The sequence below is a fragment of the Actinoplanes sp. NPDC021490 genome, from assembly GCF_055562135.1.
Window position 1 is genome coordinate 353276 of the sequence record NZ_JBVHFW010000002.1, and the last position, 14180, is coordinate 367455.

General features: G+C 69.0%; 15 protein-coding genes. 11 read left to right on the forward strand and 4 right to left on the reverse strand.

What is annotated here, in order from left to right; translation table 11 throughout:
- Positions 1-28: 28 nt before the first annotated feature.
- Positions 29-529 carry a response regulator gene (locus tag ACZ3I4_RS06080; protein ID WP_465380759.1) on the forward strand — a complete coding sequence of 167 codons (501 nt, stop codon included), beginning with the start codon at positions 29-31 and terminating at the stop codon, positions 527-529.
- Here the strand turns inward: ACZ3I4_RS06080 and ACZ3I4_RS06085 are convergent.
- Entirely contained in the window at positions 507-1160 is a 654-nt protein-coding gene (locus ACZ3I4_RS06085; protein ID WP_465380760.1) for a response regulator, read from the reverse strand. The genes ACZ3I4_RS06080 and ACZ3I4_RS06085 overlap by 23 nt on opposite strands.
- Before the next feature lie 90 nt (positions 1161-1250).
- Between ACZ3I4_RS06085 and ACZ3I4_RS06090 the strand changes: the two genes are divergently transcribed.
- Positions 1251-1517 (forward strand): DUF5999 family protein, encoded by a 267-nt coding sequence (locus tag ACZ3I4_RS06090; protein WP_465380761.1) that lies wholly within the window; start codon positions 1251-1253, stop codon positions 1515-1517.
- Positions 1518-1593: 76 nt separating this feature from the next.
- Here ACZ3I4_RS06090 and ACZ3I4_RS06095 read toward each other — a convergent pair whose 3' ends face one another.
- Both ACZ3I4_RS06095 and ACZ3I4_RS06100 read right to left on the reverse strand, forming a co-directional pair.
- Positions 1594-3000 carry a sensor histidine kinase gene (locus tag ACZ3I4_RS06095; RefSeq protein ID WP_465380762.1) on the reverse strand — a complete coding sequence of 469 codons (1407 nt, stop codon included), beginning with the start codon at positions 2998-3000 and terminating at the stop codon, positions 1594-1596.
- 69 nt (positions 3001-3069) lie between these two features.
- Positions 3070-3846 (reverse strand): DeoR/GlpR family DNA-binding transcription regulator, encoded by a 777-nt coding sequence (locus tag ACZ3I4_RS06100; protein ID WP_465380763.1) that lies wholly within the window; start codon positions 3844-3846, stop codon positions 3070-3072.
- A gap of 111 nt (positions 3847-3957) precedes the next feature.
- Between ACZ3I4_RS06100 and melA the strand changes: the two genes are divergently transcribed.
- From melA to ACZ3I4_RS06135, 7 genes are all read left to right on the forward strand, one after another.
- A complete protein-coding gene (melA, locus tag ACZ3I4_RS06105; protein ID WP_465380764.1) occupies positions 3958-5274 on the forward strand; it encodes an alpha-galactosidase in 1317 nt (438 codons plus the stop codon).
- A gap of 129 nt (positions 5275-5403) precedes the next feature.
- Positions 5404-6510: an SIS domain-containing protein gene (locus ACZ3I4_RS06110; RefSeq protein ID WP_465380765.1), complete on the forward strand. Its 1107-nt coding sequence runs from the start codon at positions 5404-5406 to the stop codon at positions 6508-6510.
- A 34-nt stretch (positions 6511-6544) separates the two neighbouring features.
- The gene (locus tag ACZ3I4_RS06115; RefSeq protein ID WP_465380766.1) at positions 6545-7849 is read left to right on the forward strand and encodes an ABC transporter substrate-binding protein; all 1305 of its coding nucleotides are present in this window, start codon (positions 6545-6547) and stop codon (positions 7847-7849) included.
- Positions 7849-8781, forward strand: coding sequence for a carbohydrate ABC transporter permease (locus ACZ3I4_RS06120; protein ID WP_465380767.1), 933 nt, complete (start codon positions 7849-7851; stop codon positions 8779-8781). Before ACZ3I4_RS06115 ends, ACZ3I4_RS06120 begins: the two co-directional genes overlap by 1 nt.
- Positions 8781-9611: a carbohydrate ABC transporter permease gene (locus tag ACZ3I4_RS06125; RefSeq protein WP_465380768.1), complete on the forward strand. Its 831-nt coding sequence runs from the start codon at positions 8781-8783 to the stop codon at positions 9609-9611. The genes ACZ3I4_RS06120 and ACZ3I4_RS06125 overlap by 1 nt, the downstream gene beginning before the upstream one ends.
- Before the next feature lie 23 nt (positions 9612-9634).
- A complete protein-coding gene (locus tag ACZ3I4_RS06130; RefSeq protein WP_465380769.1) occupies positions 9635-10597 on the forward strand; it encodes an NAD(P)H-dependent flavin oxidoreductase in 963 nt (320 codons plus the stop codon).
- Between the two features lie 19 nt (positions 10598-10616).
- Positions 10617-11591 carry a zinc-dependent alcohol dehydrogenase gene (locus ACZ3I4_RS06135; protein ID WP_465380770.1) on the forward strand — a complete coding sequence of 325 codons (975 nt, stop codon included), beginning with the start codon at positions 10617-10619 and terminating at the stop codon, positions 11589-11591.
- 437 nt (positions 11592-12028) lie between these two features.
- Here the strand turns inward: ACZ3I4_RS06135 and ACZ3I4_RS06140 are convergent, their stop codons facing one another.
- The gene (locus ACZ3I4_RS06140) at positions 12029-12616 is read right to left on the reverse strand and encodes a hypothetical protein (protein WP_465380771.1); all 588 of its coding nucleotides are present in this window, start codon (positions 12614-12616) and stop codon (positions 12029-12031) included.
- A gap of 68 nt (positions 12617-12684) precedes the next feature.
- Here ACZ3I4_RS06140 and ACZ3I4_RS06145 point away from each other — a divergent pair, with 68 nt between their 5' ends.
- Complete coding sequence (locus ACZ3I4_RS06145) at positions 12685-13542, forward strand: LysR family transcriptional regulator (RefSeq protein ID WP_465380772.1); 858 nt, start codon at positions 12685-12687, stop codon at positions 13540-13542.
- Positions 13543-13576: 34 nt separating this feature from the next.
- Entirely contained in the window at positions 13577-14170 is a 594-nt protein-coding gene (locus ACZ3I4_RS06150; protein WP_465380773.1) for a DUF6518 family protein, read from the forward strand.
- The last annotated feature ends 10 nt before the right edge of the window (positions 14171-14180 follow it).

The following is a 14180-nucleotide window of genomic DNA, read 5'->3' on the forward strand; positions in this document are numbered from 1 at the left end:
GCCGGGACGAGCTGGGAGTCTGGATTTCGTGACCTTGCGCTGCCTGCTCGTCGACGACAACGCCCACTTCCTCGCCGCCGCCTGCGATCTGCTGGAGCGCGAGGGCGTGGAGGTCGCGGGCACCGCCTCCGACATCGCCGACGCGCTGGGGCGGGCCGGCGAGCTGAAACCCGACGTCGCGCTGGTCGACGTCAATCTCGGCGGCGAGAGCGGCTTCGACCTGGCCCGGCGCCTCTCCCCCACCCCTGTGATCATGATCTCCACCCATGCGAGCGACGACTACGCCGATCTGGTCGAGGAGAGCCCCGCCATCGGTTTCCTCTCGAAACTCGACCTTTCGGGCGCGGCGGTGCGTCTTCTGCTCAGCGGGCCGTCCAGTGCGCCGTCCAACGGGCAGTCCGGCGCGCCGTTCAGCGGGCCGTCCGGCACGACGTTCAGCGGGCCGTCCGGCGCACGGTCCAGCGGGCCGTCCGGCGCGACGTCGATCGGGCCGTCCGGCGCGCCGTTCAGCGGGCCTCCAGAAACGTGAGGACGGCCAGCACCCGGCGGTGGTGATCGTCCGTTTCGGGCAGTTTGAGCTTGGACAGCACGGCACGTACGTGCTTCTCGACCGTGCCCTCGGTGATCCACAGGCGGCGCGCGATGCCGGCGTTGGACTGCCCCTCGGCCATCTGGCCCAGAACCTCACGCTCGCGGGCACTGAGCACCGCCAGGGGATCATCGCGGCGGCGGGCGGAGACAAGCTCGGACACCAGTCCCGGATCGATCACCGAGCCGCCCCCGGCCACCCGCTCGACCGCGCCGAGGAACTCCTGCACGTCGGTGATCCGGCTCTTCAGCAGGTAACCGATGCTGCGACCGCCGGCCAGCAGTTCCATCGCCTGGTCCACATCCGCGTACGCGGACAGCACGAGCACTCCGGTGCCGGGAAACTCGGCACGAATGTCCCGGGCGGCCCGCAGACCCTCGGTCGTGTGCGTCGGCGGCATCCGCACATCGGCCACGACCAGGTCCGGCTTTGTTGCCCGTACGAGGTTCATCAGCTCGACGGCGTCCCCCGCCTGCCCGAGCACGTCCAGCCCCTCACGGGCGAGCAGGCTGGCGATCCCCTCGCGCAGCAGAACGTCGTCCTCGGCCACCACCACTTTGAGCCCCGTCATGGCAGGGATTATGCGGCTACCGGCTAGCCGGTATCGAGGAGTGGGGGTGGCCGCGATGTGCGAGGCGCTCAATTTCACGAACCTATGAGCATGTGTACGCATTCTCCCGAGTGCCCGCCGATCGACCAGCCGGGCTGGGACACCGCAGCGTTGCTCGTCCACCACGACGACCTGGGCTGGAGCATGTTGTGCAACGGCGCGATCCTGCTCGACGCGGACGTGAAGCCGGAGCCGGCGCCCACCGTGACGGTCACCGAGATCCCCGGACGAGCAAACCGCACCCGTACGCGCACTAGCCCACGCCGCGCCGCCACGGTTCGCCGCCGCAAGCCAGCCGCGCAACCACTCGCCGCTTGACTGCGCGTTCGCTCACCGACGGCCTGACCTCCCCGCCGGCGTCCGATCGGGCGCGAACGGCGCCGGTCCGCGCCCGCTACGGTTCGCTCCGGCCCGGTTGCGGATCGCTTGCGTTCGTTTCCAGTGGGATTCGCACCGACACGGTCGTTCCGGCGCCGACCGGGCTGCTCACGTCGAAGGTCCCGCCGAGCGCCTCGATCCGGTCCTTTAGCCCGAGCAGACCGGTGCCGCCCGAGAAGTCGGCTCCGCCCGTCCCGTCGTCGTGCACCCGCAGCCGCAGACTGCCGTCCTCGACCCACGCCGAAACCTCGACCACCTCGGCGCCGGCATGCTTGACCGCGTTGGTGAGCACCTCGGAGACCACGTAGTACGCCCCCACCTCGACCGGTTGCGGAAGCCTGCTCTCCAGCCGCACGTCCACTTCCACCGGCAACGGCGACCGCCGGGCCAGCGCCCGCAGGGCCGGTCGCAGCCCCGAATCGGACAGGACGGCCGGGTGGATTCCCCGCGACAGCTCCCTGAGCTCGTCGATGACCGTCATGAGGTCGCCGCCGATCTCGGCCACCTCCGCGCTCTTCTCCCCGTCGTGCGCGGCCGTCCGGAGCCGGAGGGCGAGTGCGACGAGCCGTTGCTGTGCGCCGTCGTGCAGGTCGCGCTCGATGCGGCGACGGGCCTCGTCCGCGGCGGCCACGATGCGCGCCCGCGAACTGATCAGTTCCGCGCGACTCTGCGCGTCGGCCACCGCGGTGGCCACCAGTTCCGTGTATTCGCTCATCCGCGCTTCGGTGTCGCCGGGCAGCTGGCCCTCGATCGATCCGGCCGCGAACATCCCCCACAACCGGCCGTTCACGTCGATCGGAACACCCACGGCGGTGGCGTCGAGCCGGGACGAATGCGCGGTCTCGCGGACCCGGCTGACCAGCCCGGCCGGAACCGTGCCTTCCGACGACCCGTCGCAGGCCAGCTCGGTGACCGAGCCGTCCAGTTCGTACCGGATCAGGGCTGCGGTGTCGCTTCCCAGGTGACGGCGGACCTCCCTGGTGGCCGCCTCGAACACCCGCTGCGGTGGCTCGCCCTGAGCGATGAGCAGCGCGAGGCGGCGCAGCGAGGCCTGCACCTCGGCCATGTCACCGCGGGCCCGCTCGGCCTCGACCGCCCGCCGGCTGGTCACGGTGGTCACCGCGCCGACGATCACGGCCATGCCGAGGAACGTCCCGAGCAGCGTGAACGCGGCCTCGTTGAGATCGCGAAAGGGCGGCAGGTAGAACCAGTCGTACGCCAGGATCGCCGCCATGCCGACCGGAAGCGCGAACAGGACGCCGGCCGCCCGCGCGACGAGCAGCACGACGGCGAGCAGGAGAAGCGCGTACGGAATCGGGTGAAGGTGGCCGACAGCCAGCGTTCCCACCGACCGCGCAATCACGAACGAGACGACGCCCGCCACGGCCGACAGCCCGACCTGGACCGGGAAGGGAATCCGCACGTCCCGAGGCTGCCACCGCTCAGCCCCGCGCACAACGACCGCGGTCACTCAGTTGTCGATGATCACGTCCTACTTCTCGTTCACGACGACCACCTCGATGCCCATGCCCCGGATCGCGTCGAGTTCGGCCGGGTCGGCGCTGGCGTCGGTCACGAGCCGGGCGACACCGTTGATCGGGCAGATGCCGGCGAGACAGATCTTGCCGATCTTGGAACCGTCGGCCACGACGATCACCTTCCGGGCTCGCTTGATCATCGTGGCGTTGGTGTTGGCCTCGATCTCGTCGTGTGTCGTCAGCCCGCCCCGCACGCTGATGCCGTCGACGCCGACTACGGCGATCTCGAAGTTGAGCCCGAGCAGCGCCTGGTCGGCGATCGGGCCGACCAGCTCGTAGGACTGAGTCCGCGAGACCCCACCTGTCATGATCAGTTTCAGTCGCGGGCGCAGGGAGAGCTCATGCGCGATGTTGAGCGCATTGGTCACCACCGTGAGGTCGACCCGGTCGGCGAGCAGACGGGCCAGCAGGTGGGTGGTGGTGCCGCCGGTGACGCCGAGCGAGAGCGGCCCGTGCGGGAGCATGGCCGCGACCGCCCGCGCGATCATCGCCTTCTCCTCCCGGTGCTGACCGGCCCGGTAGCGCACCGGCAACTCGTACGCGACGTCGATCGCGACCGCGCCGCCGTGGGTACGCGCCAGCAGCCGCTGATCCTCCAGTACCTGCAGGTCACGCCGGATGGTCGCGGGTGACACCTGGAACTTGTCGGCGAGCTCGCCGGCGTCGACCGAGTCACCGGCGGCGAGGTGGTCGAGGATGGCCGACATGCGGTCGGCGCGGCGAAGCGACATCGACTTCTCCCGGTACGGTGGATTGATCAAACGCGCAGTCAAAATAGTTCGTTTGTTAGCGGATAGCCAACTCATCTTGTGCGAATGTGATCGCCGTCCAAGAATCCGCTCATGACCGTGATCGCGTTTCTCGGTGCCGGCAGTGTCGTCTTCACCCGCGAGCTGCTGGCCGACATCCTGTCCTTCGACGAGCTCGGCGGAGTCACCCTCGTCCTGCACGACATCGACGCCGAACGGCTCGACACCGCCGAGATGATCGCTCGGCGTACGGCCTCGCAGCTCGGCGTCTCCCCCGTGATCACTACGCACCTCGACCGCCGGGCCGCTCTCGACGGCGCCGACTTCGTGATCAACGCGATCCAGGTCGGGATGTACGCGGCAACCGTCCGGGACTTCGAGATACCGGCGAAGTACGGCCTTCGGCAGACGATCGCGGACACGCTTGGCGTGGGTGGCATCTTTCGGGCGCTGCGCACGTTTCCAGTACTCGACGGCATAGCGGCGGACATGCTCGAGCAGTGCCCGGATGCGTGGTTTCTGAATTACACGAACCCGATGGCCATGAACGTCGCGTACCTGTCGGCGATCGCGCCGGGTCTTCGGGTGGCTGGGCTCTGTCACTCGGTTTTTTGGACGGTTCATGATCTGGCTGCGCTCCTCGAGGTGCCGCTGGACGAAGTGGACTACACCGGTGCCGGCGTGAACCACCAGGCGTGGTTGCTGCGCTTCGAGCACCGGGGCGAGTCACTGTATCCACGGCTCGACGAACTGCTGGAAAGTTATCCACAGCTGCGCCGGCGGGTCCGCATGGACATGTACGCCAGGCTTGGCTACTTCCCGACAGAGACGAGTGAGCACTCGTCGGAGTACGTGCCCTGGTACCTGCACCACGACGAGGAGATCGAGCGGCTGCGCATCCCGGTCGGCGACTATCTGCAGATCAGCGCGGACAACGTGGCCGAGTACCACTCGACGCGGCAGTCGTTGCTGGCCGGCGAGCCGCTCGACCTGACCCGGGAAGCGACGGAGTACGCGCCGCAAGTTATCCACAGCATCGTCACGGGCCAGCAGCGGCGCATCCATGCCAATGTGCCGAACCGAGGCCTGATCACCAACCTCCCGGCCGACTACACGGTCGAGGTTCCGTGCGTCGTCGACCGCCTTGGTGTGCGCCCCGAGCACGTGGGCGACCTGCCCGTGCAGTGCGCGGCGCTCAACCGCTCGTTCGTGAGCGTCGGCCAGCTGACCGTGCAGGCAGCCCTCACCGGCGACCCGCGCATGGTGCGCCAGGCCGCCATGGTCGACCCGAACACAGCCGCCACGCTGACCGTCGACCAGATCTGGGCCCTGTGCGACGACCTGACCGCCGCACACGGCGACCTACTTCCCGAGTCGCTACGCAAGCCACTCGCCCGCCGGTCGTCTTGAACCGGCCGCCACTGAACCGGCCACCACTGAACCGGCCGCCACCGAAGCGCGGCGCAAACGCTCACTCCAGAATGCTCGTTTGATGCTCGGATCTTGTTAAGCGAGCAGAAACGAGCATAATCCGCAGACATGAATGCCACCTCGGCCGAGATTGCCAGCCAGCCGGATGTCTGGGCCCGTGCCGCCGAGCAGCTGATCGGCTCGGCGGTGCGGGAGCTGGCCGCCCCCGGTGAACGAATGCTGATCCTGGGCTGCGGCACCTCGTGGTTCGTCGCGCAGAGCATGGCGGAGCTGCGCGAAGGTGCGGGCCTCGGCGAAACAGACGCGGTCTGCGCATCCGAATACCAGCCGCGCCGTCACTATGACCGGGTCGTCGCGGTGACCCGGTCCGGAACCTCCACCGAAGTCCTCGAGGCACTGCGCCACGTCCCGGCCGACGCCCGCCGCATCGCGATCACCGCGGTCGAGAACGAACCCGTCGACACCCTGACCGACGCCCAGCTCCTGCTCGACTTCGCCGACGAACGCAGCGTCGTCCAAACCCGCTTCCCCACCACCGTGCTAACTCTCGCGCGGGCCGCCTTCAAACGCGCAACAGAGTCACCAAAACCCACTAACGCATCAGACGCGCAATCCAGCTCCGCACAGCTCAGCTCAACCCCGGCAACCGACGCGGGGTCCAACTCCGAACAGCTCAGTCCCAGTCCGGCAACCGACGCGCGGTCCAACCCCGAACAGCTCAGTCCCAGCCCGGCGACCGACGCGCGGTCCACTTCTAAACCGCTCAACCCCGCGCCGGCGCCCGATGCGCGGTTCTCTCTCGAAGCGCTCACCGCCGACGGCCGCCGAGCACTCGCCATGCCGCTGCCCGCCGATCCCGCCGGTATCGATCATCTGGTGTTCCTGGGCACCGGGTGGACGGTCGGGCTCGCTCACGAAGCGGCACTCAAAGTGCGCGAGGCCGCCCAGGCCTACTCCGAGTCCTACCCGGCCATGGATTTCCGCCACGGACCGGTCGCCGTTGCGGGCCCGCGCAGCCTGGTCTGGTCGCTGGGCGACGTGCCCCCCGAGCTGGACGACGTCGCGACAAGCGCGGGCGCCACCGCGTACCGGAATGACCTTGATCCTTTGGCCCAGCTTCTGCTCGTCCAGCGATTCGCGCTGGCCCTGGCCGCCCACCGCGGCCTCGATCCCGACAACCCGCGACTGCTTACTCGTTCCGTCGTCCTCACCTGAACCGCGACATTCCTGCAAGCGGAGGTGCCCCGAGATGACCAAACAATTTCGACTGCTCGCCGGCGGCGTCGGCGTTCTCATGCTCGTCTCCGCCTGCATGGGCGGCACGACCGACGACGGCAAGGACTCGGCCGCCGGCTACGACCCCGCTGCGGCAGTCGAGCTGACCTGGTGGACCGGGCAGACCGAGGAGACCGAGAAGGTGGCCGAGGGCCTCGCGGCCGAGTATCACGCCGCCCACCCCAACGTCACGATCAAGACCTCACCAGGCGCTCCCACCACCGACGATCTGCTCACGAAGTTGTCCGCGGGCTTCGCCGGGGGCAGCTACCCCGACATCTCGTACGCGTACGGCAACTGGGCCGGCGACCTCGGCGCGAGCGGAAAGACGCAGGACCTGACCGCGTTCGTGCAGGATCCGTCGTTCAAATGGACGGAAATGCCCGAGGCCGCGCGTACGGTCGCCACCGCCGACGGCAAAGTAATCGGCATTCCGGCCCTCGTGGACAACCTCGCGCTCATCTACAACAAAGAGATCTTCGACAAGGCGGGCGTCGGCTACCCCACCGACGACTGGACCTGGGAACAGTTCCGCCAGGCGGCCAAGAAGCTGACCGATCCGGCGACCCGGACGTACGGAACCGCGTACTCGGTCTCGGGCAGCGAGGACACGACCTGGCACCTGTGGCCGCTGCTCTGGCAGAACGGCGGCAAGATCCTCGACGGCACCAAGCCCGCGTTCAACTCCGACGCCGGTGTGACGGCACTCGAGACGCTGAGGCAGATGGCCGTCGATGACAAGTCTATGTATCTCGATCAGACGGACGAGAAGTACCACCCGTTGTTCAACAGCGGCCGGGTCGCCATGATCCTGACCGGGCCGTGGGCGCTACTCGAGATCAAGGACGCCAAGCTGTCGTACGGGGTCACCGGTCTGCCCGGCGTGAACGGCGACCACCAGACGGTTTCCGGTCCCGACCTCTGGGTGCTGTTCGACCACGACGACGCCAACCGGGCCGGCGCCGCCCGCGATTTCGTGAAGTGGCTGACCAGCGCGCAGATCGACGCGAAGTGGAACCTCAAGGTGGGCAATCTGCCGCTGCGCTCGACCGAGCAGGACACCCCGGAGTTCGCCGCGTACGTCAAGGACTACCCGGGCGGGCAGAAGTTCTTCGAAAACCTCGCGAACGCCAAGCAGGCCCGCCCGACAGTGCCGGGCTACGAGGTGCTTTCGCGCAATGTGGGCGACGCGATCGCGTCCGTTCTGCAGGGTCGCGCAACGGCGAAGCAAGCGCTCGATGCGGCGGCCAAGAAGTCGGCCGACGCCGTGGTGAACTGATGGCGATCACGTTCGCGGCGTCCTCGCACGCGACCGTCCGGCAGGCCCGGCCGAAAGGCCGGGCACTCCGGCGCAACCTCACCGGCTGGGCCTTCGCCGGCCCGGCCACCGCCCTGGTCGTCGGCCTGTCGCTCTTCCCGGCGATCTGGGCGTTCTTCATCTCGCGTGCCCGGTGGAACGGCATCTCCCCCGGCATCCCCGTCGGCTGGAGCAACTATCAGCGCCTGGCGAGCGATCCCGACATGCTCGCCGCCGCGCGCCACACCCTGTTGCTGACCGTTCTGTTCGTTCCGTCGTCGATCGTGCTCGGCATCGTGATCGCGATCGCGCTCAATCAGCGCATCCGGCTGATCGGTTTCTATCGGACGTGCATCTTCGTCCCGTACGTGGCGTCCGCCGCGGCCACCGGCATTCTGGCCGGCTTCGTCTTCAACCCGCAGTTCGGCGCGGCCAACGACGTCCTGCGTCACCTGGGCATCCCGCAGCAACAGTTCCTCGAGAGCCCGACCCAGGCTCTGTACGTGATCTGCGTGATCGCGCTGTGGGGCGAGGTCGGCTTCACCACCGTGATCTACCTGGCCGCCCTCCAGGACATCCCGAAGGAACTGGTCGAGGCGGCCCGGATGGACGGCGCGAGCCGCTGGCGCGTGTTCCGCCACGTCACGATGCCGGAGCTGCGACCGGTGACCGTTTTCGCCGGGGTCTGGCAAACGATCACAGCCGTGCAGTTGTTCGACCTGATCTACACGACCACGCGCGGCGGGCCGCTCAACAGCACGCAAACGGTCGTCTACTACATCTACGAACTGGCCTTCCAGACCCAGCGGCTCGGGTACGGGGCCGCGGCCGCGTACCTGCTCTTCGCGGTCACTCTGCTGCTCACCCTCGGCATCATCTGGTACAGCCGTCGCCGCGGCTCGGAGGTGTTCTGATGCAGTCCCTCAAACGCCGGCTTCCGTTCAGCGCGTGGCATCTGCTTCTCATGCCGCTCGCCCTGCTGTTCGTGCTCCCCCTCGTGCAGATGGTGCTCACTTCGTTCATGAGCAGCGCCGAAATCAATCAGTTCCCGCCCAAGCTCCTACCGACGTCGTTGCACATCGAGGGCTACCGCGCGCTGCTCACCGAGACCCCGGCCCTGCGCTGGTTCGGCAACACCGTGCTCGTCTCGGTCGTCGCCGTGCTGGCCCACCTGGTGCTCTGCTCGATGGCCGGCTACGGCTTCGCGCGGCTCAAGTTCGCCGGCCGGGGCGCCGCGTTCCTCGTCATCATCGCCACGGTCATGATCCCGATCCAGCTGCTGATGATCCCGACCTACCTGATGTTCGCGCGCATCGGCATCGTCGACACGCTCGCCGCAGCGTTCGTCCCATGGCTGGCCTCGGCGTTCGGCATCTTCCTGATGCGTCAGTTCTTCCTGGCCCTGCCGGTCGAACTGGAGGAGGCCGCGCGCATCGACGGCTGCGGCACGTGGCGGACGTTCCGCAGCATCGTGCTCCCGCTCGCGCGGCCCGCCCTGGCCACCCTGGCCGTGTTCACCCTGCTGTCCAGCTGGAACGATCTGCTGTGGCCGCTGGTCGCCATCTCCGACGACAACCGGTTCACGCTTCAGGTCGGCCTGGCCAACTTCCAGGGCATGCGGCGTACGGAATGGTCGCAGCTGATGGCCGGCAACGTGCTGGCCACCGCGCCCCTGATCGTCGCGTTCCTGTTCGCGCAGAAGAGGTTCATCGCCACCATGACCTTCTCGGGGCTGAAAGGCTGACCCGGCCGCGCGATGATGCGCCCATGACGCTTTCCACGCGTTTCACCGACCTCTTCCACGTACGCCATCCGATCGCGCTGGCCCCGATGGGCGGCTCGGCGGGCGGCGCCCTCACCGCGGCCGTCTCCCGCGGTGGCGGGCTCGGCATCCTGGGCGCCGCGTACGGGAACCGCGAGTGGCTGACCCGCGAACTGCCGATGGCCGCGAGCAGCGGCCACCCGTACGGGGTCGGATTCCTGACCTGGGCGATCGACGCCGGCGCGGTCCACCACGCGCTGGATCTGGGCGCCACCACGGTCATGTTCTCGTTCGGCGACCCCAGCCCGTACGCGCACATTGTTCGTTCCGCTCAAGCGCGCATCATCGTGCAAGTCACCGACCTCGACGAGGCCAGACGGGCCGCCGATCTGGGCGCCGACCTCATCGTCGCGCAGGGCACCGAGGCCGGTGGTCACGGCGCACGGCGCGGCCGGTCCGCACTCCCGTTCGTGCCCGTCGTGGTCGATCTGGTGGCGCCGACCCCGGTGCTGGCCGCCGGTGGGATCGCGGACGGCCGCGGGGTGGCGGCGGCCCTGGCGCTGGGTGCCGCCGGCGCCCTGATCGGCACCCGTTTCCTGGCGACGACCGAGGCGCTGGTCGAACCGGCCACCACCCAGGCGCTCATCGAGGGCCGCTCCGAGCAGACCGAACGAAGCCGGGTACTCGACATCGCCCGGGGATCGTCGTGGCCGTCGCACTGGACGGCCCGGACGCTGGGCCACCCCTATCTCGACCGCTGGCGAGACCGCGAAGCCGAGCTGGCGGCCGATCCCCGAGCCGCGCGGGACTATCAGGACGACGTCGCGCGCGGTGTCATCCCCGCGATGCCGGTGTGGGCGGGCGAGGGCGTTGACCTGGTCACCGACGTGCCGTCGGCCGCCGACCTGGTCGGTGACCTGGCCGGGCAGGCGGAGGCGGCGCTCGAGCGAGCCGGTCGCCGGAGCTGAGCGATGTTAGCGTCGGAGCATGCTCGTTTCGCGTCTGCACGCCGCCGGAGATGTTCGTCTGCACACCGAGGACCGTCCGTCGCCGACTGGGCCTGATGACCGGCTGGTCGAGGTGACCTCGGTCGGGGTGTGCGGCTCCGACCTGCACTGGTTCACCGAGGGCGCGATCGGTGACGCCGCGGTGGCCGAGCCGCTGGTCCTGGGGCACGAGATGGCCGGTGTCATCCGCGGCGGGCCGGACGACGGCGTCCGCGTCGCGATCGATCCGGCCATTCCCTGTGAGCACTGCGAGCCGTGCCGCGAGGGCTGGCCCAACCTGTGTCTCAACATCGTCTTCGCCGGTCACGGCGCCTGCGACGGCGGCATGCGTCAGTTCATGGCCTGGCCGGACCACCGCCTGCACCGGCTGCCCGACTCGATCTCCGACGACGAGGGCGCGATGCTCGAGCCGCTCGGCGTCGCGTTGCACGCGGTCGACCTCAGCCACATGCGGATGGCCTCGACGGTCGCCGTCGTCGGGTGCGGCCCGATCGGTCTGCTGCTCATCCAGCTCGCCCTGCGGCACGGCGCCACTCGGGTCGTGGCGGCCGAGCCGCTGCCGCACCGGATGGCCGCCGCCGAGCGTCTCGGCGCCGAACGCGCCGACCCGGCGGCACCGACCGCCGACGTGGTCTTCGAGGTGTCCGGGTCCGAGGAGGCGATCGACACCGCGCTGCGTCTCGCGAAGCCGGGAGCCCGGGTCATCCTGGTCGGCATCCCCGACGGCGACCGCACCTCGTTCAGCGCCGCCCAGGCCCGACGCAAAGGCCTGAGCCTGATCCTGTCCCGTCGCATGGGCGAGGTCTATCCCCGAGCGATCTCCCTGGTCGCGAGGGGCTTGGTCGACCTGAAGCCGCTGGCCACCGACGTCTTCCCGCTCAAGGACGTGAATGCCGCCCTGACCACGGCCGCCGGCCGCCAGGGCCTGAAGGTGCTGGTCCACCCCAACGACTGACGGACCCAGCCCGTTCCGGCCTCAGGAAGGCGGCGTCCGCGGCTCGCCGATGGTGGCCTCGGCCTGCCAGGCAGACGAGCTCGCGTGGCGCTGCCTCGACTCGGGCGCTGGCCGTATCCCAGCCCGCACTGCGCGGTCGTATGCCGGCCCGCCCTGCGCGGTCGTACGCGAGCACGCCCTGCGCGGTCGTACGCGAGCACGCCCTGCGCGGTCGTACGCGAGCACGCCCTGCGCGGTCGTACGCGAGCCCGCACTGCGCGGCCGGTCGTATGCCAGCCCACACTGCGCGGTCGCACGCGAGCCCGCCCTGCGCGGTCGGTCGCACACCTGCCCGCCCTACGCGGTCGGTCGCACACCTGCCCGCCCTACGCGGTCGTATGCCGGCCCGCTCTGCGCGTCAGCCACGGCCAGCGTTTGCTGTCCTACGGACGAGCGGCTTACTGCCGGTCGTGCATGACCGTCTGAACGCTCATCTCAGCCGGCCGGCCGATGGCCGCCTCGACTTCGGCCCATGTGCGGGTGTGCAGCACCCACCCAGGCGCGGCGGAGCGCTGCGGGCCGAACAGATAGCGGTGCTCGACGACCCCGCGCAGAGCCTCGTGCACGTCGAGCTTGTCGTCCACGAAGTGCGTGATGCCCAGCTCCGCGCAGTGGACGGCCTTCTCCGGGCGGCGTAAGCAGAAGCGCACGTTGTCCGGCGGAATGCCCGTGCGGGCGGCGAAGCCGTGGTGGTCGAGCCACAGTCGTGTACTGCGTTGCACGCGGTCGCCGCACTTGGAGACCAGCCACACCTCCTCGAACTGCGGCATGAGCCGGGCCAGCGTCTCGAACGCACCCGGCACGGCCGGCGTGGCCAGCATGCGCGCGGTGTCCCCGCTGAAGAACTGGGTGTCGGCGCCGCCCGGGCCACCGCCCGCGATGATCACCCGGCCGATGTCGACACCCAGCCTTCGATGTCGTTCCGTTGTTCGTTCCTGCGCGTTCGATCCTTCTCGGCCGGGTCGCGCATCCATTCGCTCGTTCATACGATCAGCTTGAGCCGCGCACGAATAAAGCAGAACTAGTAATACAGCGGCGGCTATAGTGTGCCGCTATGAAAGTCCCGGCCGACGCGCTCGCCTGGTTCGCGGTGTTCGCCGACCATCTCAACTTCACACGCGCCGCCGAGGAACTGCACATCTCCCAGCCGGCCCTGCACGTGAAGGTCCGCAAACTGGCCGATTCGCTCGGCCGCCCGCTCTACCACCGCGACGGCCGAAGGCTCGTGCTGACCGCCGACGGCGAGGCGGTCGCCCGTTTCGCGCGCGAGCACGATGAGCGGCTCGCTCATTTTCTGAGCGAGTTCACCGGGACCACGTACGCCCGTCCGGTCGTTCTCGCCGCGGGCCAGGGCGCCTACCTGTATCTGCTCGGCGACACCATCCGCACCGTGCTCGCCGACAAGGCCACCCGGCTCCGCCTGATCAACTGTGATCACCGCCAGATGCTCGCCGCTGTCCGCAGCGGTCATGCCCACGTCGGTGTCAGCGTTCTCGATGTCATACCCGACGACCTGACCGTGACCGAACTCGCCACGTTTCCCCAGGTGCTTCTCGTTCCGACCGGACACCGGCTGGCCCGCCGGCGCTCGGTGACTCTGCGCGACCTGGCCGGCGAAGCACTGGTCGTGCCCCCTCAGAACCGGCCGCATCGCATTCTGCTGGAGCAGGGCCTACGATCGGCCGGAAGCGAGTGGACGGTCTCCGTCGAAGCGGAAGGCTGGCCCTTGATTACCCATTTCGTCACGCTCGGCGTCGGCCTGGCCGTAGTCAACGGTTGCGTCCCGGTGCCGCGCGGCCTCACCGCCAAGCCGGTCACCGACCTGCCGCCGGTCACCTATCACGTCGTGCACCAGCCTTCGGCCGCCAACGATCCCCGAGTGGCCGCCCTCCTGGAGCACTTCCCGTGGTGAGCTCGACTCCCACCGAACCGCTGGAGCGACGTTCGTGGTGAGAATCCTGGCCGCTGCGCTGGTCTTCGGCGCGATCGCCACGATCGTCAAGGGCGACCACGGCGGTATGCGCGACACGATCGGCAATCTGAGCACACCGTGGCTGCTCGTTGCGCTCATCGCCGGACTGCACACTCGCTCACTGACCCGCGGCGCCCTGCTCGGTCTGGCCGCGACTGTGATGGCGTTGCTCGGGTTCTACCTGGCCGTCGCCGTGATCACCGATGACCAGCTGCCCACGCTGCGCGAACACCTCGAGCATGTGCTGTGGCGCAACCGCCGCTGGCTGCTCTCGGGTCTGGCCAGCGGGCCGCTCTTCGGCGCGATCGGGGCTGCGGTACGCCGGCGCGCTCCGGACGTCACGTTGTTCGTCGCTCTCATTACCGGCCTGCTGCTTCTGCTCGAACCTGTCGTTATCGTCGGCGCCCGCATCGTTCCCGGCTGGCGGCACGTCATCCATTGGACGCTCGAGCCCATCCCGTACGTCGTGGAGGCCGTCCTCGGCTGCGCGATATTGCTGTTCGTCCGGCGCCGGTCCGGCCCACTTCGCTCACGTTCGCGCGGGACACACGACGCGGATGCCGCGTGAGATCCTGTGC

Excerpts from the sequence above, each read along its gene's own strand:
- ACZ3I4_RS06085 (WP_465380760.1), bottom strand. The coding sequence starts at position 1,160 with ATGACGGGGCTCAAAGTGGTGGTGGCCGAGGACGACGTTCTGCTGCGC.
- ACZ3I4_RS06090 (WP_465380761.1), top strand. The coding sequence starts at position 1,251 with ATGTGTACGCATTCTCCCGAGTGCCCGCCGATCGACCAGCCGGGCTGG.
- ACZ3I4_RS06100 (WP_465380763.1), bottom strand. The coding sequence starts at position 3,846 with ATGTCGCTTCGCCGCGCCGACCGCATGTCGGCCATCCTCGACCACCTC.
- melA (WP_465380764.1), top strand. The coding sequence starts at position 3,958 with ATGACCGTGATCGCGTTTCTCGGTGCCGGCAGTGTCGTCTTCACCCGC.
- ACZ3I4_RS06110 (WP_465380765.1), top strand. The coding sequence starts at position 5,404 with ATGAATGCCACCTCGGCCGAGATTGCCAGCCAGCCGGATGTCTGGGCC.
- ACZ3I4_RS06115 (WP_465380766.1), top strand. The coding sequence starts at position 6,545 with ATGACCAAACAATTTCGACTGCTCGCCGGCGGCGTCGGCGTTCTCATG.
- ACZ3I4_RS06120 (WP_465380767.1), top strand. The coding sequence starts at position 7,849 with ATGGCGATCACGTTCGCGGCGTCCTCGCACGCGACCGTCCGGCAGGCC.
- ACZ3I4_RS06125 (WP_465380768.1), top strand. The coding sequence starts at position 8,781 with ATGCAGTCCCTCAAACGCCGGCTTCCGTTCAGCGCGTGGCATCTGCTT.
- ACZ3I4_RS06130 (WP_465380769.1), top strand. The coding sequence starts at position 9,635 with ATGACGCTTTCCACGCGTTTCACCGACCTCTTCCACGTACGCCATCCG.
- ACZ3I4_RS06135 (WP_465380770.1), top strand. The coding sequence starts at position 10,617 with ATGCTCGTTTCGCGTCTGCACGCCGCCGGAGATGTTCGTCTGCACACC.
- ACZ3I4_RS06140 (WP_465380771.1), bottom strand. The coding sequence starts at position 12,616 with ATGAACGAGCGAATGGATGCGCGACCCGGCCGAGAAGGATCGAACGCG.
- ACZ3I4_RS06145 (WP_465380772.1), top strand. The coding sequence starts at position 12,685 with ATGAAAGTCCCGGCCGACGCGCTCGCCTGGTTCGCGGTGTTCGCCGAC.